The organism is Blautia sp. HCP3S3_H10_2 (assembly GCF_052122375.1).
GTDB lineage: Bacteria > Bacillota > Clostridia > Lachnospirales > Lachnospiraceae > Blautia_A.
The window spans coordinates 233,231-256,361 of sequence record NZ_JBQKCL010000002.1; the positions used below are offsets into that span (position 1 = coordinate 233,231).

The 23,131-nt window shown below is 45.3% G+C and carries 15 protein-coding genes; 4 read left to right on the forward strand and 11 right to left on the reverse strand.

The annotated features are described in order from the left end of the window. Nucleotides 1-217: 217 nt before the first annotated feature. The 4 genes from ACTQWB_RS02990 to ACTQWB_RS03005 form a co-directional block, all read right to left on the reverse strand. A complete protein-coding gene (locus tag ACTQWB_RS02990) occupies nucleotides 218-1,090 on the reverse strand; it encodes a carbohydrate ABC transporter permease (RefSeq protein ID WP_441500286.1) in 873 nt (290 codons plus the stop codon). Then, nucleotides 1,090-2,067, reverse strand: coding sequence for a carbohydrate ABC transporter permease (locus tag ACTQWB_RS02995; protein ID WP_441500287.1), 978 nt, complete (start codon nucleotides 2,065-2,067; stop codon nucleotides 1,090-1,092). The genes ACTQWB_RS02990 and ACTQWB_RS02995 overlap by 1 nt, the downstream gene beginning before the upstream one ends. Before the next feature lie 274 nt (nucleotides 2,068-2,341). Continuing rightward, entirely contained in the window at nucleotides 2,342-3,694 is a 1,353-nt protein-coding gene (locus ACTQWB_RS03000; protein ID WP_441500288.1) for a hypothetical protein, read from the reverse strand. Nucleotides 3,695-3,737: 43 nt separating this feature from the next. Further along, nucleotides 3,738-4,766, reverse strand: a complete 1,029-nt coding sequence (locus ACTQWB_RS03005; RefSeq protein ID WP_441500289.1) for a LacI family DNA-binding transcriptional regulator — start codon at nucleotides 4,764-4,766, stop codon at nucleotides 3,738-3,740. A 576-nt stretch (nucleotides 4,767-5,342) separates the two neighbouring features. Here ACTQWB_RS03005 and ACTQWB_RS03010 point away from each other — a divergent pair. Beyond that, nucleotides 5,343-7,778: a GH36-type glycosyl hydrolase domain-containing protein gene (locus ACTQWB_RS03010; RefSeq protein WP_441500290.1), complete on the forward strand. Its 2,436-nt coding sequence runs from the start codon at nucleotides 5,343-5,345 to the stop codon at nucleotides 7,776-7,778. A 317-nt stretch (nucleotides 7,779-8,095) separates the two neighbouring features. On the opposite strand, the gene ACTQWB_RS03015 is transcribed toward ACTQWB_RS03010, so the two are convergent. After that, the gene (locus ACTQWB_RS03015; RefSeq protein ID WP_441500395.1) at nucleotides 8,096-9,433 is read right to left on the reverse strand and encodes an MATE family efflux transporter; all 1,338 of its coding nucleotides are present in this window, start codon (nucleotides 9,431-9,433) and stop codon (nucleotides 8,096-8,098) included. Nucleotides 9,434-9,713: 280 nt separating this feature from the next. Between ACTQWB_RS03015 and ACTQWB_RS03020 the strand changes: the two genes are divergently transcribed. Then, nucleotides 9,714-10,367, forward strand: coding sequence for an L-rhamnose mutarotase (locus ACTQWB_RS03020; protein WP_441500291.1), 654 nt, complete (start codon nucleotides 9,714-9,716; stop codon nucleotides 10,365-10,367). Nucleotides 10,368-10,494: 127 nt separating this feature from the next. Here the strand turns inward: ACTQWB_RS03020 and selA are convergent, their stop codons facing one another. Genes selA through ACTQWB_RS03035 form a run of 3 tightly spaced genes read right to left on the reverse strand, consistent with a single transcriptional unit; the run spans nucleotide 10,495 to nucleotide 15,281 of the window. After that, nucleotides 10,495-12,012 carry an L-seryl-tRNA(Sec) selenium transferase gene (gene selA / locus ACTQWB_RS03025; protein ID WP_441500292.1) on the reverse strand — a complete coding sequence of 506 codons (1,518 nt, stop codon included), beginning with the start codon at nucleotides 12,010-12,012 and terminating at the stop codon, nucleotides 10,495-10,497. Continuing rightward, a complete protein-coding gene (locus ACTQWB_RS03030; protein ID WP_441500293.1) occupies nucleotides 12,005-13,876 on the reverse strand; it encodes an ABC-F family ATP-binding cassette domain-containing protein in 1,872 nt (623 codons plus the stop codon). The genes selA and ACTQWB_RS03030 overlap by 8 nt, the downstream gene beginning before the upstream one ends. A 46-nt stretch (nucleotides 13,877-13,922) precedes the next feature. Further along, nucleotides 13,923-15,281 carry an MATE family efflux transporter gene (locus ACTQWB_RS03035; RefSeq protein WP_441500294.1) on the reverse strand — a complete coding sequence of 453 codons (1,359 nt, stop codon included), beginning with the start codon at nucleotides 15,279-15,281 and terminating at the stop codon, nucleotides 13,923-13,925. A gap of 207 nt (nucleotides 15,282-15,488) precedes the next feature. Here ACTQWB_RS03035 and ACTQWB_RS03040 point away from each other — a divergent pair, with 207 nt between their 5' ends. Then, on the forward strand, nucleotides 15,489-17,354 hold the full coding sequence (locus ACTQWB_RS03040) for a glycoside hydrolase family 2 protein (protein ID WP_441500295.1): 1,866 nt from the start codon (nucleotides 15,489-15,491) through the stop codon (nucleotides 17,352-17,354). Nucleotides 17,355-17,480: 126 nt separating this feature from the next. Here ACTQWB_RS03040 and ACTQWB_RS03045 read toward each other — a convergent pair whose 3' ends face one another. Next, complete coding sequence (locus ACTQWB_RS03045; RefSeq protein ID WP_441500296.1) at nucleotides 17,481-18,119, reverse strand: DUF4367 domain-containing protein; 639 nt, start codon at nucleotides 18,117-18,119, stop codon at nucleotides 17,481-17,483. A gap of 205 nt (nucleotides 18,120-18,324) precedes the next feature. Between ACTQWB_RS03045 and ACTQWB_RS03050 the strand changes: the two genes are divergently transcribed. Beyond that, nucleotides 18,325-19,032: a LytR/AlgR family response regulator transcription factor gene (locus ACTQWB_RS03050; protein ID WP_441500297.1), complete on the forward strand. Its 708-nt coding sequence runs from the start codon at nucleotides 18,325-18,327 to the stop codon at nucleotides 19,030-19,032. A gap of 12 nt (nucleotides 19,033-19,044) precedes the next feature. On the opposite strand, the gene ACTQWB_RS03055 is transcribed toward ACTQWB_RS03050, so the two are convergent. Together ACTQWB_RS03055 and ACTQWB_RS03060 are read right to left on the reverse strand one after the other, a co-directional pair. Next, the gene (locus ACTQWB_RS03055; RefSeq protein ID WP_441500298.1) at nucleotides 19,045-20,976 is read right to left on the reverse strand and encodes a GHKL domain-containing protein; all 1,932 of its coding nucleotides are present in this window, start codon (nucleotides 20,974-20,976) and stop codon (nucleotides 19,045-19,047) included. Then, a complete protein-coding gene (locus tag ACTQWB_RS03060) occupies nucleotides 20,954-23,113 on the reverse strand; it encodes a hypothetical protein (protein ID WP_441500299.1) in 2,160 nt (719 codons plus the stop codon). The genes ACTQWB_RS03055 and ACTQWB_RS03060 overlap by 23 nt, the downstream gene beginning before the upstream one ends. Nucleotides 23,114-23,131: the final 18 nt, after the last annotated feature.

The following is a 23,131-nucleotide window of genomic DNA, read 5'->3' on the forward strand; positions in this document are numbered from 1 at the left end:
GAAATATCCGAATTTTTTCCAGAAAGGAGCTAAACTAGTATATCACAAAACAGGACTTTTGCCACCTATTAAATATGAAATTTTCAATCCTGTAAAAAAATCATGGTAACTATTCAGAATCTACTTCCTACAACACAAAAACAGCCGGGGGATTTCTCCTCCGGCCATTCTTATTTCAACTTTTTCATACTTTTAATAACGAATCTGCAATTATCCATCAGCCCTTAACACCACCAAGTGCTACACCAGCAACAATATATTTGGACAGAACCAGATATACAACAACCAGCGGGATAATGGTTACAAACAGTCCCACATAAACTACACCATAGTCTGTACGGAACTGGTTGGAGCTCAGCAGCTGTACGAACATAGGAAGTGTTTTCTTGGAATCTGTTGTCAGCAAAATCGTAGGTGTAAACAGATTGTTCCACTGTGCGATAAACTGGAAGATCGCCTGTGTTGCAACTGCCGGCTTCATGATTGGCAGAATGATCTTATTAAAGGTATTCCACTCTTTGGAACCATCAATTCTGGCTGCCTCGATCATTTCCAGGGATAACGTACTTTCCATGTACTGTTTCATAAAGAAAACAACGGTTGGAGCTGCAATGGTAGGAATGATCAGCGGAATGTATGTATCGATCAGCTTCAGATCCAGCATAAAACGGTAGAAACCGATGATGGAAATCTGGCTTGGAACCATCATAACTGCCATAATGAAAGCCCATGCGAATTTCTTAAATTTGAAATCATATACATGGATACCATATGCTGTCAAAGATGAAAAATAAACGGACAGGAAGGTTCCAGGAATGGTGATCGTTGCAGAGTTGATAATCGCTTTCTGCAATGTAATCTGCATACCATTCTGTTTGATCATCAGGTTTTTCCAGTTCTCAATCAGGTGTGTAGATGGGATCAGAGAAACACCAGCCTTAATGGACTCGGAATCTCTTGTGGCATTCATAACCAGGAGAACGAATGGTAACAATGCAATGATACAGAACAAAACACAAATCACTGTACGGAAGATTTTCTGGTGCAGCATATTTTTGCTGTAGCTGTCAGTAGTTGTAGCTTTACTCATTATCTTCCACCTGCCTTTCTACGCTGTTTCTGCTCTTTCTTCATACGTCTGTCTTCACTGTCGCTCATAGTAGCGAAAAGAACCAGACTGACAACCAGTGTGATAATAAACAGTACTACGGAAACAGCTGCTGCCTTTCCGACATCACTGTTGTACAGACGCATAATATACATTGCCATTGTGGTCGTCTTATCATCCGGCAGACCTACAAGTCCTGTTTCCGGAACATTGAACAATGCCGGGATATCGTACATCTGCAGACCACCGATTGCGGATGTAACCAGTGTATACAGCATGATCGGTTTCAAAAGCGGTAATGTGATGTAACGGAATTTCTTCCAGCCTGTTGCACCATCAATATCGGCTGCTTCAAACAGTCCCGGGTCAATACCAAGCACACCGGAGATCAGAAGCAGGGTCGTATTACCAAACCACATCCACCACAGGATTGTGGAGATCAGTCCACGGCTTCCTGCTACGCTGGACATAAAATCAAAATTGCTGCTTAAGATTCCCCAGTCCTTCAAAGTCTGGGTAATCGGTCCATACTGGGAAAACAAGGATTTGAACAGTACGGAAACAGATGCTGCTGTAATAACACTTGGAAGGTATACGATAACCTTCATGGCTCCGGTTCCCTTTACCTTAACCTTCTCATCTGTCAGCCAGACAGCCAGAAGAAGGGAAACCAGGATCTGAGGAACGAAGTTACAGCCCCACATTACCAGGGTATTCTTCAGATAGCTGAGCACATATCCTCTCTCACCAGCAGTCATACCAAGAATATTAAGGAAGTTCTGCATCCCTGCAAATTCCATAAATTCACGTCCGTTACGTTTGTAGTAAGATAAAGTACTGTAATAGAAGGTATTGATCAATGGCCATAACTGAAACACCAGATAAGTGATAAAAAACGGTGCAATAAAGAAGTAGCCGTACCTTCCATAATTGATCATTTTTTTCTTTTTCTTATTCATAACAGCCTCCTGTCTGAACTTTGCCTGCTTTTCCCAGGCAGAATGCCTGACACTGACGGGAAAAGTCCCGCCTGTAATATCTTTTACTGTGAGTATACACCCAGCAGCTTTTACATCGCATCCCTGCCACTGGCAGTCATTCTGCTATTTTAGTAAAAGCAACAGCTCGCATATTCTGTATATAAGAATGTGCTGCTCCTTCTTTTGGGGAAGAAGCAGCACATTCACTACTACTTATTTATGGATTTTCATCCACCATCCTTACCAGATCAGATTATTCTGCGCTCAGGTAAGAGAATGTGTCATGGATAGAAGCGGTCAGATCTGCAATTGCAGTATCAAGGTCTTTTTCGCCTGTAGCATAAGACTTAACCTGAGTATCCATAAGGGAAAGGATCTGCTGGTCTTCTGCTGTTACCATAGAAGCATCAAGTCCGTCTGCTAATGGAAGGAAGAACTCCATGAAGTTCTGTCCAGCGTCTGGATACAGATATCCGTTACCATCTGCGGATGTACCAGCCTCGATAATCTTGCTGACAGCTGCTGTGTTGTTTACATAATCAGAGTTCAGAGCGTTGATTGCAACCATTCCGTCTTCGTCGCAGGTGAAGAATTTCATAATCTTAGCTGCAAGATCGGTATCTGCACAATTTGTTGTAGCTGCAAGTCCTGTGCCGCCCCAGTAGCATTTTGTCTGAGTAGGAACAAGAATTGTGTTGTCTTTCCACTCATCTGTTAAGCACCAGTATACAAACCATGGGCATCCCATATAAGCAAGAGCTGCATTGGAATCAACGCCATCACCGCTCATGTTTGCGCTCCAGTCAGCACTCCACTGATCTGTGTTGAAGGTAAGGTCTTCATCATAAAGAGTTTTAGCGGTTTCCATGTATGTCTTGATGTTGTCATCAATTGTGATCTTATCGTTCTCATCATAGAAGCCCTGGGTTCTGGAACCGGTCAGGCTACGTTTGATCTCATCATAACCGGAGAACAGTTTGCATTTTCCGCCGGAAGCATCGTTAACTTCTTTTGCTGTAGCAACGATAGTATCCAGATCTTTGAATTTCTCAGCGATTGCAGCCGGATCTGTTGTTCCAAGATATTTCTCAGCCAGATCTGCACGAACTGCGTAGCATCCAGGTGTTGCCTGCCAGAACAGAGCTCTTACATTACCATCAACATCGGATCCAAGATCCAGGTTGTACTGATAGCTGTTTGCATAATCATCAGCTGTGATTCCAAGATCAGCTACATTCTGTACCCAGTCACTATTTACATATTTCTGAACGTAGTCAACTTCCAGACCCATCATATCCGGATACAGTTCGTTGGACGGATCATCCAGTACAGGATCCAGTTTGCTCTGATAGTAGTCAGATCCGCCTGTGTTTACGAATACGATTCTCTCATAATCATCCGGATAAGCATCTTTGAATGGTCCATCAAGGATTTTCTTGATATCATCATTCCATCCCCATACTACGAAAGAGTCATCTGCGGAAGCGTCACCGGTAACGGTATTCTCCGGTGTCTCTGCATCTTCTGCCATAACCGGAATCGCACACATTGTCATTCCTGCTACCATAGAAGCTGTTAACAAAACGCTCACCATTTTTTTCTTCATGTTACTTCCTCCTTTAAATTATATCTTTTAATTTTTTTAATAACTACTTAAAGCCTTTCGGCGGATACACGGTTTTTACGGAAGCTCCTTTGAAAAGAGTTCCATCTACTGTGTATTTTTCAATAACGGTTGTCTTCGGGTGCTCAATCAGCTCAATCAGCCTTTCTGCTGCTATCCTTCCGATTGCCGCTGTGTCCTGGCAAAGGGTTGTCAGCTTGGGTTCAAGAATCTGTGCGATGTTGATTCCATCGTACCCGGCTACTGAAATATCTTCCGGTATCCGAAGTCCTCTCTCCCGTATCTCGTTTATCCCTCCCATCGCTGCATAATCGTCAGGATAGAGAATACAGGTTGGCGGATCTTTCAAATCCAAAAGTTCACCGGTTCTCTCACCTGCCAGATCAGCATCTCTGTATAAACCTGGTCTTACATATTCATCCGGTTCTTCAATCCCCAGTCTTTGCAGGGTGCGGTAAAAGCTTCCCAGACGATTCTTGGTAACGGATGTGTCGTCTCCGTGAATGTAAGCGATCTTGCGGTGTCCCTTCTTATATATATAGGTAACAAGTTCTTCCATTCCCTGGATGTTGTTGGATACTACCGAGATTCTTCCATCACAGATATGATCGATGGTCACCACCGGAATGTCTGAAAGGAGAAGTTCCTGAACCTCATCTGCGGTAAAATCCACACAGGCCATTACCACTCCATCAACGCCCCGGTATCTGCAGTGCTCCAGGTAGGTCATCCTCTTACCGGAAACATTTCCGCTTGTAAAAGTGATGTCATAACCTTTCGCTTCTGCGGTGCTTTTGAAGCTTTCCAGTACCCGGTTGAAATAATCATGTGTGAGACCGCTTCTGGCCTCATCCACAAATAGGACTCCCAGGTTAAAGGTCCGCTTCGTCTTCAAAGCTCTTGCCGACGAGTTGGGAAGATATCCCCTCTCTGAAGCCGTTCTTAATATGTAGTTTTTAGTTTCTTCTCCGATATCGGAGTAACCATTTAATGCTTTACTGACAGTAGCGACTGAGACATTACACTGTTTAGCGATTTCTTTCATGGAAACCATATGTCTGCCTCACTCTTTCCTGTTTTTCTTTCCTGTCATCTCTAAATCGTTTTCGTGAGCTTATAGTACCCCCTTGTGCACAAAAAATCAAGTGGTTTTTTGCTTTTTTTGTGCGTTTTAACCCCATTCTACCTTTTGCACAATTTGAATCTATCCGTTTTCAACAGTTTATTTGCAGTTTTCGCTTCTTTGCGAAAATGTTTCGCGAAAACTTTCGTGCTTTAAATCTCTAATTGGTAATACATAATAGATTTCATATTTATTGTAATTTTTTTGTTGCTTTTAATCCGTCTTTCTATTATACTAAGAGCAAATATATACCATTATTCTTTACTATTATTTCTTATTGCCTTAACTTATTCGTTTTCGCGTGTTAATTATCTCACAATTTAATCCAACTATTTTATTAACAACAAATGCAGTACCCTAACTGAGCATAACTACAATGTTTCATTACAACATGCCTTATAATGTACAACGATATTTTCGCAGCACAAAATTTTCAGGCAATAACATTTAGCAGATTTTAAGAATCAACATTTTTTAAGAAATAACATTTCATTTAAGGAGGCCGCTATGAATTTCGGACATTTTGATGACGTCAATAAAGAATATGTCATTACCACACCAGACACCCCGCTGCCATGGATCAACTACCTTGGCTCCCAGGATTTTTTCACACTGATTTCCAATACCTGCGGTGGCTATAGCTTCTATAAAGATGCCAAGCTGCTCCGCATCACCCGTTACCGTTACAATAACATCCCTGTAGATTCCAATGGAAAATACTACTATATCAAAGACGGGGATGCCATCTGGAATCCAGGTGCCATGCCTACCCGTACTCCTCTTGATGTTTATGAATGCCGCCATGGACTTGGCTACAGCCGTTTCCACGGAGAGAAAAACGGTCTTGCAGCCGATCTTCTGGCATTTGTTCCTGTTGATACCCCATGCGAGATCAACAAGCTGACCCTTAAGAACAACTCTGATAAAGCGAAAGACGTTTCGCTGTTCTCTTATGTAGAATTCTGTCTGTGGAATGCAGTAGATGATATGACCAACTATCAGCGAAACTTAAGTACCGGCGAGGTTGAGATCATCGGAAGCACCATTTACCACAAAACAGAGTATCGCGAGCGCCGCAACCATTACAGTTTCTTTACCGTAAATACCCCGGTAGATGGTTACGACACCAGCCGTGATGAATTCTTAGGTCTTGGCCGTGGCAATAACAATCCAATCGTGGTAGAAGAAGGCAAGAGCCATAACTCCGTTGCCAGCGGATGGTACCCGATCGCCAGCCAGCAGATCAATGTCTCCCTTGCACCTGGCGAAGAGAAAGAATTTGTTTTCCTTCTTGGCTATTGTGAAAACCCGAAGGATGATAAATGGGAAGCCTTAAACGTGATCAAGAAAGCTCCTGCCAAAAAGATCATGGAAAAATTCGCCACCTCCCAGCAGGTAAATGAAGCATTTGCCACATTAAACGCATACTGGGACGACCTGCTCTCCCGCTACCATGTTGAGAGCCAGGATCCTCACGTAAACCGTATGGCCAATATCTGGAACCAGTACCAGTGCATGGTAACCTTTAACATGTCCCGTTCCGCATCCTACTATGAATCCGGTACCGGTCGTGGAATGGGCTTCCGTGATTCCTGCCAGGATCTTCTTGGCTTCGTTCATCTGATTCCAGAACGCGCAAGAGAAAGAATCCTGGACATTGCCGCTACCCAGTTTGAGGACGGAAGCGCTTACCATCAGTATCAGCCACTTACCAAACAGGGCAACCTGGATATCGGAAGCGGCTTTAACGATGACCCGCTGTGGCTGATCGCAGCTGTAGCTGCTTACTTAAAAGAAACCGGAGACTACTCCATTCTGGATGAGATGGTTGCTTTTGACTGCCATATGGAAAAAGCAGCTCCACTTTTTGAGCACCTCCGCCGTTCCTTCGAATACAGCCGCACCCACCTTGGACCGCACAAGCTTCCGCTGATCGGCCGCGCAGACTGGAATGACTGTCTGAACCTGAACTGTTTCTCTAATGAACCAGGAGAATCCTTCCAGACCACCGGTCCATCCGAAGGGCCAGTTGCGGAATCCGTATTTATTGCCGGAATGTATGTAAAATATGGCAATGAATTTGCAGAGATCTGCAGACGTGTTGGCAAAGATGAGGACGCTGCCATCGCACAGAAGGCAGTTGATGAAATGTACCAGGCAGTTCTTGATGCCGGCTGGGATGGAGAGTGGTTCCTCCGTGCATATGATGCCACCTCCCAGAAGGTTGGTTCCCATGAATGTGAAGAAGGACAGATTTTCATTGAGCCACAGGGCTTCTGCATCATTGCAGGAATCGGCGTAAAAGAAGGTCTCGCCAAGAAAGCACTGGATTCTGTAAAAGAGCGTCTGGATACCAAATATGGTATCATGCTTCACCAGCCCGCTTACACCAGATATTACCTGAATCTTGGTGAAATTTCCTCCTACCCACCGGGATACAAAGAAAACGCCGGAATCTTCTGCCATAACAATCCTTGGATTTCCATTGCCGAAACCGTTATCGGCAGAGGAAACCGTGCTTTCGAGATTTACAAAAAGACCTGCCCGTCTTATATCGAAAACATCAGCGAAATCCACCGGACCGAGCCTTATGTTTATTCCCAGATGATCGCAGGACGTGATGCAGCCCGCCATGGCGAAGCCAAAAACAGCTGGCTTACCGGAACCGCAGCCTGGACTTTTGTAAACCTTTCCCAGGCAATCCTTGGTGTACAGCCATCTTATGATGGTCTTTCCATTGATCCTTGTATTCCGGAAGGCTTCGGTGACTTCACTCTCACCCGCCGTTTCCGTGGTGCTACTTATCACTTCGATGTGAAGAATCCTGGCAATGTCCAGAAGGGTGTTGCTTACCTGGAAGTGGATGGCAGACGTGTAGAAGGCAATGTGGTACCGGTTGAAGATGGTAAAACGGAATATCATGTGACTGTGCATATGGCATAATTTTTTCGTTGTGCACCCAGCAGGGAATCTTTTACAGGATTCCCTGCTTTCTTTTTGCAGTAACTAAACGGACATGTCTGCTTACGCAGACATCACCATGAATGAAAGTCGATTGTTCCGCGCCCCTTGGCGCTCCCACAATCGCCGACTGTATTCGTAATCCGGGCTATCGCCCTACTTACTCATACAGTCTAGCCTGTGCGATATCCATAAATCCACCATGCAAGCATGGTGAATTCATGTCTGCCGCACAGGACTTTCATAGTAAAAAGCCCCTCAGGAGCCGTGGCTCCCAAGAGGCCTTTCTGCAACACATCCTACTTTTCGTAAAGGGGATGAATCTCTTTTTTATATGCATAGCGGATGAACACCAGGCAGATCGCGCCGGAAAACACCTCTGCAATGGGGAATGCCCACCAGCAGACTCCAAGTCCACCAACCTTTGCAAGGATAAATGCAGCCGGCAAAAGTACAACCAGCTGACGAAGTACCGATACTGCCAGGCTTAAGAAACCATGTCCCAGTGCCTGAAACACAGAAGATGCCACAACAGAAAATCCAGCGATCAAAAAGCTGATGCTGATGGTACGGAGTGCCGGAATACCGATAGCCAGCATATCATCAGAAGCACTGAAGATTCCAAGAAGCGTTCCCGGCATCAACTGGAACACTGCGAAACCAGCCAGCATGATACAAACACCGTAGATAATACTTAATTTGATCGCTTTCGTAATACGCTCCGGCTTTCTTGCCCCATAGTTATAGGCAACAATCGGAACCATTCCATTATTCAGACCAAACACAGGCATGAAGATGAAGCTCTGAAGCTTGAAATATACGCCAAATACAGCCGTTGCCGTAGAGGTAAAGCCCATAAGAATCTTATTCATTCCAAAGGTCATAACAGAACCTACAGAGGCCATGATAATGGATGGAAAGCCCACGCTATAGATATGGCGGATCACATCCCCGTCAATTTTATATTTGAAAAGGGAAATGTGAAGCTCCTTATTCAGCTTCATATTTACGATCACACCAGCAATGGCAGCAATGATCTGACCGGTTACGGTAGCAAGCGCTGCACCTGTTACTTCCATTCTCGGGAATCCCAGAAGACCGAAGATCATAATCGGATCCAGCACGATATTAATAATCGCGCCAAGGAGCTGTGTTGCCATAGAATATATGGTTTTTCCTGTAGACTGGAGAAGCTTCTCGCAGGTCAGCTGGATAAACAGGCCAAATGACATAAGGCCGATCACTCTCACATAATCGATACCGTATTCGATGATCTGCGGATCCGTGGTCTGCACTTTAAAAAATGCTGGCGCAAATAATCCACACACAACTGCAAATCCGATAAAACTGAATATGGCAAGGTAAATACCATTATTCGCCGCACTGTTTGCATACTCCCGTTTCTTCTCTCCAAGGGAGCGCGATACCAGCGCATTGATACCGACACCTGTACCGGTACCTACTGCGATCATAAGGTTCTGCACCGGGAATGCAAGAGAAACTGCAGTCAGTGCATTCTCACTTAACTTCGCCACAAACATACTGTCCACAATGTTATAAAGTGCCTGGACAAGCATGGAAATCATCATAGGCACTGACATGGTAAGCAGAAGCTTCGCCACTGGCATAACGCCCATTTTGTTTTCCTGAATCTTTACTTCTTTTTCCAAATAATAATCCCCTCTCTTGTATATAATACCATCACTGCCGCCCCAAAGGACCAGTCCTCTTATTGTATATAAGTACAAGACATATGTCAATATAAGGGTGGATTTCTGTAAAAAATTATGATATTCTGTTAGTGTTCGCAGGTAATATTGCGGGCAAATACGCCACATCGACGAAATGCGAGAGATTTGGGAGATTGGCTCTGAACTGCTACTTTAATTTTATTTTTATAAATGGAGGAATTTTCTTATGGAAAGACACAGCTTTGCTATGGAGATCAAAGAGGGGAAGATGAATGAGTACCGCCAGAAATTAGGGGAAATCTGGCCGGAGCTTACTGCTTTTCTCGATCAGGAGCAGGTACATAATTTCAGCATCTGGAATTGCAGTTCCCTGATTTTCGGATATTACGAAGCAGACGAAAATAAAGCATTTTCAGAAGAGAAAAAGGCTCAGATCCAGGCTTTTACTTCCAGAATTGACGATACCTTCACCTGGATTTCCACACCTGGGGAAAACATGCGCCTGATGTATCATAATTTCGGTATTGTCCGCGAAAACAAAGAGCTGATCCGTCACAGAATGTTTATGACCAGACTGAAACCAGGCTGTGAGGAAGAATATAAAGCAAGACATGACGGACTTGTTGCTGCCAGAGAAGGAAAGATTGATCCGGGTCCGGACAGCAATTTCAGCATCTGGAGTGCCGGTGGATACATTTTCGGTTACGATGAGATTGATACCACCATGGAAACAGAAGAAACCCCAGAAGCACACGAAGCTACCGTTGCTTGGGAAACACGCCAGCTTGGCATCATGGACTGGATCACCAACGACTGCGACTGGCTTACCAATGAACATCACCCTGCAAGTGTCAGACTGGCATGGCATATGGGACAGTAATTTACTTTATTGCTACACAGAGACACCCGGAACGTGCCACCGTAACAAATCACGGCTGCACGTTCCGGGTGTCTCTCTTAGAACCAAGTGAAAGCTTAAACAGATCCCGTCTTACAGGAATGGTTTTTCAAACACACTCAATCCCATATTTTAATTCTGTTTCCAGTATTTCAACATCTTCCGGCAATACCGTCCGCATTTCCAGATAAACCCAGTCATCCACTATATGTCCGATCACCGGAACCTTCAGCTGGCGCAGACGGTTACTGATCTCCTGGGCGCACCAGCCATTTTTGTTCCGGTCTCTTATCGCCAGGGCAGCTCCCGGCAATGTTTTCCCTGGTGTCGTCCCACCTCCGATGGGATTCAGGGATGGCTGTATATCCTCCTCATTTCCTGTCCAGATCACCTTACACTCAAATTGCGTATGTTCCTTCAGGGCATCCAGGAGTCTATATGCAGTTTCTTTAAGTTCTTCTACGCTTCTTCCCATCATTTGATAAATGGGAATTTCTTCTTCCAGCTTCCTTCCATCCAGATAAATGCTGATGGTTTTATCCAGGGCAGCTGCCGTAAATTTATCAATCCGCACCGCCCGCATAAGAGGATGCCTGGAAATCTTTTCGATCAGATCCCGGCGGCCTGCCAGGATTCCGGCCTGTGGCCCTCCCAGAAGCTTATCCCCGCTGAAAGATACAAGATCAGCGCCCTTTTTCAGAAGCTCCTGTACGGTCTTTTCCACCTCGATTCCATAAGGAGCCATATCCAGCAGCCCCCCGCTTCCAAAGTCCACCAGAAGGGGAATTCCATGGCTATGAGCTGCCTCTGCAAGCTCTTCCAGCCCTGGTTCATGAGTAAATCCCGTAATCTGGTAATTACTGGTATGAACCTTCAGAAACGCAGCCGTATTCTCTGTTACTGCATTTTCGTAATCCTCCAGATAAGTACGGTTCGTGGTTCCCACTTCTACAAGAACAGTCCCGCTCTGGCTGCACACATCCGGAATGCGGAACTTACCGCCGATTTCTACCAGTTCCCCTCTGGACACAATAGTCTCGCCGCCAGAAGCCAGCGCAGTCAGCATAACCAGCACAGCTGCAGCATTATTATTTACTGCCACCGCAGCCTCAGCGCCAGTGACCCTGCACAGATTTTCCTCGAAATGCCCGTATCTGCTGCCTCGCTTTCCGCTCTCCAGGTCCAGCTCCAGATTCGTATATCCGGTCATCAGAGGAACCAGCTCCGATACCAGCCTCTTCCCTAAGGGTGCTCTTCCAAGATTTGTGTGGAGGATCACCCCGGTAGCATTGATTACTCTTTTCATCTGCCTTTGGCTGTTACGGTTGAGATTGTCTCTCATTTCCTGTAAAATGACATCTTGATAATCTATTTCAGCCGGCTGCTCCAGAACCAGGTCTGTCTTCCCGTTTCTCTGCTGCTCTGTCTTCTGATCTGCCTTCGGATTCATCTTCCCCTTCAGTTTCATCCGCAGCAATTCTTCCGCGTTCCTGGCGGCTTCTTTTACCATGGCATATCCATATTTTTCTGTCAGCTCTTTCGCTTCTTTTGTTTCCATTATCTTATCGATTCTGGGAATCTGGCGGAACAGCGCATTTTTCGTCCCATCCCTGCCACTTTTATCCATTGTTTTTCTGCGCCTCGATTTTCTCTGCCAGATCATTTAAATAAACCCAGCGATCCATCTTCTCCTCCAATTGCTGTTCTGCTGCCTCTTTATCTGCCATAATTTCACGCAGCTTCATGGAATTTGTGGCATTTGCCATCATATCCTTTTCCAGGCTGGCGATTTTTTCTTCCAGCTTTGCAATGTCATCATCAATGGTAGCATATTCCCGTTCTTCTTTATATGAAAATTTCAGCTTTTCAGACTTCTGTCCCTGCTTCCAGTCTTTTCTTGTAGTTTTTATGGATTCGTCCTCTGTGCTGCCGCTTTCTTCTGAAGCAGCACTTTCCGATCCGGGCGCTCCCTTTCCAGACGCTCCTGCATTTACACCGGCTGCACCATATCTGCGTTCCCGGGCTTCCACATAATCCGTATATCCGCCCTCATACTGGGTCAGCTTTCCATTCCCCTCAAAGGCAAAAATCCGGTCAACTACATCATCCAGGAAATAACGGTCGTGAGATACTGTGATCACAATTCCGGAAAAAGTAGACAGATAATCCTCCAGAATAGTCAGCGTAGGAATATCCAGGTCATTACTTGGCTCATCCAGAAGCAGTACATTAGGAGCCTCCATCAGCACTTTCAGAAGATACAGACGTCTCTTCTCTCCTCCTGACAACTTGGCGACCGGTGTATACTGCATAGCAGAGTCAAACAGAAATCTCTCCAGCATCATGGAAGCACTGATTCTGCCATCCCTGGTGGGAATAAATTCCGCCACATCCCGGATATAATCGATAACACGCTGGTTCCCGTCCATATCCGGCACTTCCTGGGCAAAATAGCCAATCTTAATGGTTTCCCCGATTTCCACCGTACCGCTGTCCGGCTGGACCATACCATCAATGATCCGGATCAGGGTAGATTTGCCGCAGCCATTTGGACCGATGATTCCAAGTCTCTGATTCCGGAGTACAATATAATCAAAATCATCCAGGATCACTTTATCCCCATAACTTTTGGACACATGGTGAAGCTCCACGGTTTTCTTTCCCATTCTGGTTTCCACAGAATCCATCTGTACATCCAGCTCCTGAACCGGTGCTTTTCCGTTTTTCAGTGCCTCCAGACGTTCCAGACGGGCGCGCTGCTTGGTGCTTCTGGCCCTGCAGCCACGTTTCGCCCATTCCAGCTCCATCCGAAGAACACTCTGCCTTTTGCGCTCGGAAGCCAGCTCCATCTCTTCTCTTTGTGCCTTCAGCTCCAGGAATCCGGAATAATTGGCATCATAGGAATACACCTTTCCATGGCTGATCTCCAGAATTTTATTGGTAACCTTGTCAAGGAAATAACGGTCATGGGTAACCATGATCACCACTCCCTTAAACCTGTTCAGATAGTCCTCCAGCCAGGTCACCATCTCATTATCCAAGTGGTTGGTAGGCTCATCCAGAATCAGCACATCAGAAGGATTTACCAGGGTGCGTGCAAGGGCAACCCGCTTTTTCTGACCGCCGGAAAGCTGCTCCACCGGTACATCATGTTCTGTGATTCCAAGCTTGTTCAGAATATTTCTGGCTTCACTTTCTGTACTCCAGTCCTTCTGCCATTTTCCATCCGCTACATAATCCTGCACAATAGCGCCCTTGGGAAAATCGGGCATCTGGGGCAGATATGTGATACGCAGACCATTCTGGGAAATCACCTGTCCCTCGTCAGCCTCCTCTTCCCCTGCAATGATTTTCAGCAGGGTACTTTTCCCCGTACCATTGATCCCGATGATTCCGATCTTGTCCCCATCATGGATTCCATAAGAAATATCGTCAAAAATCTTTTTATCTCCAAAGACTTTACTTACATGTTCAATGTTCAGTACATTCATTTCGTATTACTCCTTTTGCTGTCCCAGAGCCTCATCTGCAGCAGCCTTATTTTTTCTTCTCGAATCCGTGGATCCAGTCTGATTTCAGATAAAAAAGCAAAAACAGAATGGAGCTTAGCGACCAGGTCAGCGGATACGCCCAGAACACCGTCTGGATCACCGGATGTATTTTTACCGCAACTGTTATGTATGTTACACGGATCAGACACCAGCAGGCCAGCATAACAAACATCGGCACGGTAGCCCTTCCTGCACCTCGCATAAGCCCTGCGATACAATGGGAAAATGCCAGCAGAAAATAAAACAGTGTGATCACGTGTGCCTGTTTCACCCCGTACTCGATCACACCTGGATCATTATTAAAAGCCGCGATCAGAACCGGACTGGCTAAATATACGATAATCCCTACGATTTCAGCCATGGAAATGCTGCAAAGGATACCGATACGCGCACCTTTTTTAGCCCTGTCATATTTCTTCGCCCCAAGATTCTGGCTGATAAAGGTGGTCAGTCCCATGGAAAAACAGGTGATCGGCAAAAATCCAAATCCTTCGATTTTGGAATAAGCCCCACAGCCAGCCACAGCCAGCTTGCCGAAGCTGTTGATATTCGACTGCACTACCACATTGGCAATGGCGATCACTGAATTCTGGATTCCGGCAGGCAGACCGTTGGATACGATCTGCTTCAGCATATAAGGATCCAGACAGATCTCCCTAAAAGATACCGTGTATTCCTCCGGACTTTTTTTCATCAGACGGTATAAGCACAGAAACGCGCTGACAAACTGGGAAATAATGGTTGCAAGGGCTGCACCCTCCACCCCCATTCCAAGCGCCCCTACAAAAAGCATATCCAGGGTCACATTAAGAATTGACGAAAAAATAAGATAATACAAAGGATGACGGCTGTCTCCCACTGCCTGCATAATTCCAACGAAGTTGTTATACAGGACCAGTCCCAGTGAGCCCATTGCATATACCTGGAAATATAAGGTGGATTTTGGCAGAATATCTGCCGGTGTCTTCATAAGGATCAGAATCTTCGGTGCCAGTATCACCCCTGCAATGGTAAGAATGATCCCACACAGAATACCAAAAGCCACTGTGGTATGAATCGCCCTGTGAAGCTCCTTTCTCTGCCTTGCGCCGAAATACCTTGCGATAATGACACCTGCACCCATGGCAAGTCCCTGGAAAAAGCCCACCAGCAGAAAGGTAAGGCTTCCAGATGAGCTTACTGCTGCCAGTGCATCACTTCCCAGAAAATTTCCCACGATCAGGGAGTCTGCTGTATTGTATAGCTGCTGGAACAGGTTTCCAAGAAAAAGCGGGAAGGCGAATCCCATCAGCTTTTTCCAGATAGAACCCTCTGTCAACAGGTTTTTGTTTTGTGAATTATTCATTTCTTCCCCTCCATTAATCCTTTCTATCTTATCATACCCTCCCCACTTTTTCAATTGAAAGTTATGCCTGAAGTATGTTTCAAAACCGTCTTCAAAAAAGCCTTTTCTAAACCGATTCCGACAATTGCAAACAATCAGTTTTCATGTATAATAGAAATATCACGATCATTATTTTTTATTATTTTTCGTAAATAGGAGGAATCATATTTGAAAAATCTGGAAACCATCTGGACCGAAGCTGCCGCCCAGGGACAGACCTTAAAAGAATATCCACGCCCTTCCATGGTCCGCAGGCACTGGATCAATCTGAACGGAATGTGGGATTATCTCATTACCGACAGCCGTATCCTTCCATGGCAGTTTTACGAAAACGATTATTTCCCATTTGACGGACAGATCCTGGTGCCATTTTCGCCGGAAGCACCTCTTTCCATGGTGAACAGGCAGCTGATGCCCGACGAAACCCTGTGGTATTCCCGTATCATCCAGCTGCCCCAGAACAGCCTGGATATCAGGAAGGAACGGCTCCTTCTTCATTTTGGTGCAGTTGATCAGATCTGCAGTGTATATATTAATGGAAAATTCGCAACTTACCATAAAGGTGGTTATCTTCCTTTTACTGTTGATATAACAGACTTTGTTCCTGATGATCTCACTATTTCCATTCTGATCAGTGTACACGATTTTAGCGACACCTCCTACCACGCCAGAGGCAAACAGCAGTTAGACCGAGGGGGAATGTTCTACACTGCACAGAGCGGGATCTGGCAGACAGTATGGATGGAAATCGTGCCAGAAAAATACATAAAGGATATCCGCACCACTCCGGATTATGACAATGGACAGATACGGCTCCGGGTCCGCACAGCCGTGGGGCCAGACAAGTCAGCAGCTCCCGGCACCCATTCTTCCGATACCGTCACCTGCCGGATTTACCCTCCGGCTCTTCTGGATGCCGATGGACTGGGAGATGAATTGTGTCATAATGAAATCATTTCCGTATCTGTCCGTCCAGGAAAAGAAGCTACTATTTCCATCCCGGAGAATTCCAGACGTTCCTGGTCTCCCAAGGAACCCTGGCTCTATCCCTATTCTCTGGAGTATGGTAACGACCGGGTTCTTGGCTACTTTGCCCTCCGCAAATGTGATGTACAGATGGCAGAGGATGGTTATCCCCGCTTTTTCCTGAATAACCAGCCCTGTTTCCAAAGCGGCGTCCTAGATCAGGGATACTGGCCGGATGGCCTTTATACCGCCCCGTCTGATGAGGCTCTGATTTATGATATCCGTTCCATGAAGGAGCTTGGTTTTAATATGCTCCGCAAACATGGCAAGATTGAATCTGACCGCTGGTATTTCCATTGCGACCGCCTTGGGATGCTGGTATGGCAGGACATGCCAAATGGCGGCTCTTTTTACCGCCACTGGTTTGTCACTTATCTTGCCACCCTTATGAACTGGATGCGCATTCCGGTAAAAGATACCCACAGCCGTCTTCTGTCCCGCACAGATGAAGATGGCCGTCAGGAATACATTGATGATATCCGTGACATGATAAAAACCTTGTATAACCACCCTTCTATCGTCACCTGGGTTCCATTTAACGAAGGCTGGGGACAGTTTTCTACCAGAAAGATCACGAATTTCATTCACAGACTGGATTCTTCCCGCCTGGTAGATTCCGCCAGCGGCTGGTTTGACCAGGGATGCGGCGATATTAACAGTCTCCACTATTATTTCCTGGGCCTTCCCATCCCGAAATCGAACCGCGTGCTTGCACTTTCCGAATTCGGCGGTTATTCCTTACGCATCCCGAAGCATAGTGCCTGCCAGACAGTTTACGGATATAAGAAATTCTCTACATCCGAAGCACTTACTGATGGTTTTTCCAGACTAATGGAAAATACCATTGTCCCTTCCGTAAAAAAAGGATACTCTGCCACAGTTTACACCCAGCTTTCCGACATTGAAGAGGAAACCAACGGCCTGATCACTTACGACCGCAGAAAAATAAAAATGAATCCCCTGATCGTGCAGAAATGGAATGCGAAGCTAAGGAAAGCGATGATTTAGCGACGATTTTTCCGTATCCAGGGAATTTTTTCTTGCAACAAAACAGGAGACATGCAACGCTCATCCATACTGGATCAGATTTGTTACATGTCTCCTGTTTAATTGTATTATCATTTCAAGCACATTTTAGTTTGCAGCTTCCTCATCAGCAGCCTCTGTAGTTTCTTCTGCTGCATCACCAGTATTTGCTGTATTTTCTTCTGTCTTGGTCAGAGAAATGAAAAGTGTCTCTGCTGTCGGCTGAAGCTCTTCGGATTTCGGTCCGATCTGAACATTGTACATGATTCCCTGATCATCCAGGAATGCGATTCCGTATGTATTCTCTGTCTCAAAAGAAACACCATAGATTCCATTAATGGAAACCTTCTCCACATCGATATATTCTGCGTCAATAAGCTCCTGAGCCATGGAATCCAGGTCATACTCTGTTCCTACATCTGTAGCTGTAACAACCATGTTCACTCCTTCTTCGGAGTCCGGATCCAGAGCCTGGAACATAACGCCATTTTCCTGATCCTCGTCTGTAACTTCCAGTACGTTCCAGTTACTTGGCACATACAGATCAAATCCTGGTTCAAAAGTTAACCAGCTTCCTTCATATGCTGCTTCTTGCAGCATATCGCTTGTCAGCTCTGTGATCTCGGTAGCTTCTGCTGCTGTCTCTGTTTCCTCGGATGCTTCAGCCTCTGCCCATACAGGTGCACTAACTCCTGTGATCATTGCTGCGGTGCATAACATAGCCATAGCTTTTTTCCAGTTTTTCATTTTTCTACCTCACTTTTTTCGTATTTTGTGATATGATATAAAGGTCTTTCAGAATTGCCAAAGGAAAGGAATCAGCATCTTTAAGCACCTCATCACCTTGAGATAACTATATCGGATTTATTTTCGAAAAACAATACACATGGGATGAGATGACACTTTCGGTGATATTTGGAAGCTATGCCACTTCTTACGGAGGATTTTTACATTGAAAATTGCGATTATCGACGACGTTCAGCTTGATCTTGATATTCTTTCCTCTGCCACAAGGGAATATTATGCCGCCCGGCAGCTGGAAATACAATTATACACCTTTCGCACTCCAGATGCATTCTGGCAAACCTATACCCCGGGAAGATATGATCTGATTTTCCTTGATATTTATATGGATCAGTCCAACGGAATGGATGTTGCACTCCGGCTTCGGGAAAAGGGAGATTCCTGTTCCCTGATTTTCGTCACCAGCAGCGATGCTTTCGCTGTTGCAAGCTATGATGTCCAGGCTGCCTATTACCTCCTGAAGCCTCTTGATACTGCCAAGCTTACAAAAGTACTGGACTCTATTCAGATAAAAAACGCACAGGACATGCGGTACATTGAAGTAATCTGTGACCGTACGCCTGTGCGTGTTCCCATAAAAACTATTTTATATGCAGATACCTATCACAACGCTGTCCAGCTCCATACTGACGCAGGAGTGCTCCGCACCTACCTTACTTTCCAGAAATTCGAAGAGATGATCTTGGATCTTCCCTGTTTTCTTTCCTGCTACCGGGGCTGTCTTGTAAACATGGACCGCATTCACAAGGCTCTGGAAGAAGGCTTCCTTCTGGACAATGAGGAGATCGTCCAGATTCGTAAGCGTGGTGCCAACGCCATAAAAAAAGAATATCTGAACTATCTGTTTACATGTTAATAACACGTTTCCTTATTCACCCGCATCTGTCTCATCCAAGGGGATAAATACATTGGCCCGGAAGATTCCGTCCTCAGCAGAAAAATCGGCATACCCGCCGTATTTTTCTGCTGCCTTACTTACTGAAGCTGTTCCAATCCCCTGCCCATTATGAGTAGTGGAATAAAACACATCTCCTTTCCGGCGCACTTCCCCGCTATAGGTATTCTCAATATTGATCAATAGTTTCCCCATTCTTACTTTACAGATACATTTAACATAAGATTCTTTTTTCCCTTCCGTTTCCACTGCTCTTGCAGCATTTTCCAGAAGATTTCCAAAAATCCGGCAGATATCAAGATCTGTGATCTTCATTTCTTTCGGCACTTCCACTGAGCGCATAAAACGAATTCCCATCTGTTCCAGTTGGGAACCGTAATAATGCAGGAGAGCATCCACTGCCAGATTCTTGCTGTAACATACAGGAGCCTGCATTTTCTCATTGCTCTCTTTGGCAAACCTGTGAAAATAATCTTTCAGCTCGTCATAATGTTCCTGCTCAAGGAGCATGGAGGCAGTGCGGATATACTGGCGCATGTCATGCCTCGTACGGCTGGCTTCTTCCAGAGCTCCCGTCAGTTTTTCGTAATGCTCTTTTTGCATCAACAGGCGCACTTCCATCTGTCTGGATTGTTCCTCATAAATCAGACGCATACGATACCCGTCTGTCAGTTCTTTCCAAAGAAGCATTCCGAATACACCAGCCAGGATCGTACCTCCCCATTCCGGAAACCATCCACCTATGACAGGATCATACAAGGGCCAGATCCGGTCTGCTGCCAGAGATACCGCATAGACCACAGTTCCAGCCAGCAGCGGGATTCCATCCCTGCTTTCTGTGTAAAAAAATGCCGTTCCCACCAGACACAGGGCGGTAAACCATTTCAACCCATCTGTCATCCAGGAAATCCCATAAGACAAAGCAGCTGTTTCCATACCACCGGCAAATATCCCGGCAATGGTGATGCCAATTCCCGCTGCTGTCATAAAAAGCGTCGTCCAGCCTATCCATTTATATTTTTGCCCTGTAATCTCATACTCAAGAAGCAGCATCGCCGGAAACATCAGAAAATAGAACAGCATCTCAAGGGAAAACCAGGGCTGGACCCGAAGTGCAGCATAGGTGTGTAAAAGAGGATAACAGGTGTAACCCAGCACGCAGATGCAGACACCCGAAAACAGAATATTTGCCCTGCTTCTGGTTCTGAAAAATGCCCATATGGAAAAAATAAGCACCAGGAGAACCAGGGTAAATACAGAGGAATTAATAAACACCGGGATTCCTCTTACCATATTTACCTTCACCGGATTTCCAAAAAAGGGAACATATTGGATTCCAGGAGACGCTGAATCCTTATCTGTCACAGCGATCATAATATCCACACAGGTATGCGCTTTGAAAGTAAACATTCTGTGCTGGATCCGCTCCACATAATGATCCGGATCCGGATTTCCCACCTGCTCAATAAGATTCCCATCTACATACAGATTATATGCAGAATAGATTTCCGGCAGATACAGTCCATATGTGTGTTCCTCCGATGGAAGCATGATCCGAAGACGGTACGTACCACTTCCATACGGATTTCCCTCGCGGTCATCCAGCTCCATCCCGCCATATTCCCCTATGGAAATGTACCGGAAATAATACGTTTCCAGATCATCCTTTGGTGTAAGAAGTACATCTGGATAATATTCCCACTCTCTGGACAGATAATAGACCGGAAGATCTTCATAGGAGCCATCTGCATACAGAAGTCCGTGTATCGCCTTTTCTTCCTTTGTGGTGTATTTATTATTGGAGCAATACAATACATAAAAAAACATAAGAGACAACGTCAATGCTATGACTGCTGTTCCCCACAGTAGCTTTCTGTTTTTCTTATTTGCCTTGTTCTCCTTCACCCCGGTCCCCCTTTCGGAGCTTTTTGCTGCGTTTCGCCAGCAAATACCATAACAATATTAACAAAATTGCAGTTATTGCAACAATAGCAGCTGTTTTCTTATGCTGTATTGCCAATTTTCCATCTTTCGTTCCTGTACTGTTTTTCTCTTCCATATCAGCGGAGCCTTCTCCATCCCCCGATAACTCTTCTGTGGAGATTTCCAGAGAATCTGTATCCTCTGCTTCAGCCAGATTTTCATCTCCATCTAAATTTCCAGTCGCATCCAGATTCTCCACCTCCTCTGGATTTTCGTCACCATCTGAATTTTCGCTTCCGTCAGAGCTTTCCTCTTTTTCCTGCGAATTCTCTTCAGGTACCTGCTGCACGGTATACTCTCCGGTTTTATCCACCGGAATCACTGCGACACCTTGTACCGCATTTTCAGTACCAGTATAAGAATTTCCGTCTTCATCTGTGAGAATCGTTGTATATCTGCCAGAAGTATACGGAACTTCTATGGTCATACCTGGAATCCGGGTGATTTCCTCTCCATTTTGGGAAACCTTTATGGATACTTTCTCATTCTCTTTGGAAATATCCACCTGGATTTCATCGTCAGCTCCTACCTCCCAGTCTTTCACATCTTCCGAAGGAATCTTTATGAGAACGCCATCCTTTTCAAAGGGAATCTGGCTTGCCCCTGCGCTCATAAGATCCGACAAACGGTTTCCCACAAGAACCGTGGATGTATCTGTTACTTTTTCCTGACCATTATCAATATCCGGGAAATCCTTTCCGTCTCTGTCCGCATAGTTCCGCTCATACCAGTGTTCATTGGTGATCAGATCTTCATTATATTGAAATGTATAAATACCTGTACTGCCCCCTGGATAAACCACATATACGCCATATTCCTGATTCTGGCGTAACGCTTTCCTTCCAAGATGCAGTCCTCTTCTGTCAAAATAGTAGTTCTCCTTTTCCAGCCTTTGGTCTTTTCCACTTTCTTTCAGATATACCTCCATATCATTTAACTGGCTATCTGTAAAAGCATCCAATATCATCGGAAAAAGCAGTGTATCCGTTCTTTCCAGATAACAGATCTGTACTTCCGGCTTATCCGGTCTCTGAACTGTGATCCAGGCAACTGCCTCAGGTACCGTAAGCTCCTGCTCCAAAGCATAGCCCTCTGGTGCCACAAAGGTACCTGTCACCTTATACACTCCCGGAACAGCTGTATCCACCTGGCTAAAGTCCCACACAGACTGCAAAACTACAGATGGATTTGCTGCAGTATCTTCATATTCTGTGCAGGTACTTCCAAGAATATAGAACGTTTCTTCCAGATCTTTCTCTATCTCCCGGAGGTTCTGTCCTTTTCTCACCGCATAAACCATACAGCGCTGCAGACTTTTTTCATCTATGTATTCGCAGGAACGGATCGTAGTGTCCTTCTGCATGGTGCCGCTAATGGCTCCTGGCTGATAGCTTATCAAGTCCAGAACACCATCTGACTGATACCGATAAGTAAGATTTCTGGTTTTACCCCCATTATAGGTAACAGATAATGTATATACGTTTCCAGGCACCATGCTCTGACAGGAAAGATACATTCCATCCGTATCACAGATGCCATATCCTTCCTCACTTACATTTGCCCAGTCTTCGCCTTCTTTTTTCAGCCAGATTTCCATCGTATCCGGATCCTGATCTGTAATCCATGGAAAATAATAAATACCGGCAGAAATCATTCTGGAATACACATGAAGCTCCGGCTGCCCCTGGTTCTGCACCGAAATTCCCACCCTCCACACAGGCAGGCTCACCTTACTCGTATAACCTTCCGGAAGCTTTACTGTTCCTGTAATCTCATACGCCCCTATTGTCTGCATATTGATTCCAGAATAATCCCAGATCACATCCAGATACAATTCTTCCCCATCTTCCGTGTATGCAGTACATCCCATACCGTCATAGGTTTCACGAAGCATCTGTAAATCCTGTCCTTTTTGAATCGCTCCCGCAGGGATATAAAAAATCCTGGAAAAATCTGTTATCACCTTATCCGCTGCCAGCACTTTTCTTCCGCCAAAACAGCAGGAAGCGAAAAACAGCAATACCCATACTGCCATCCAGGCAATTCTATTTTTCTTCATTTGTTTTCCCCTTTCCCA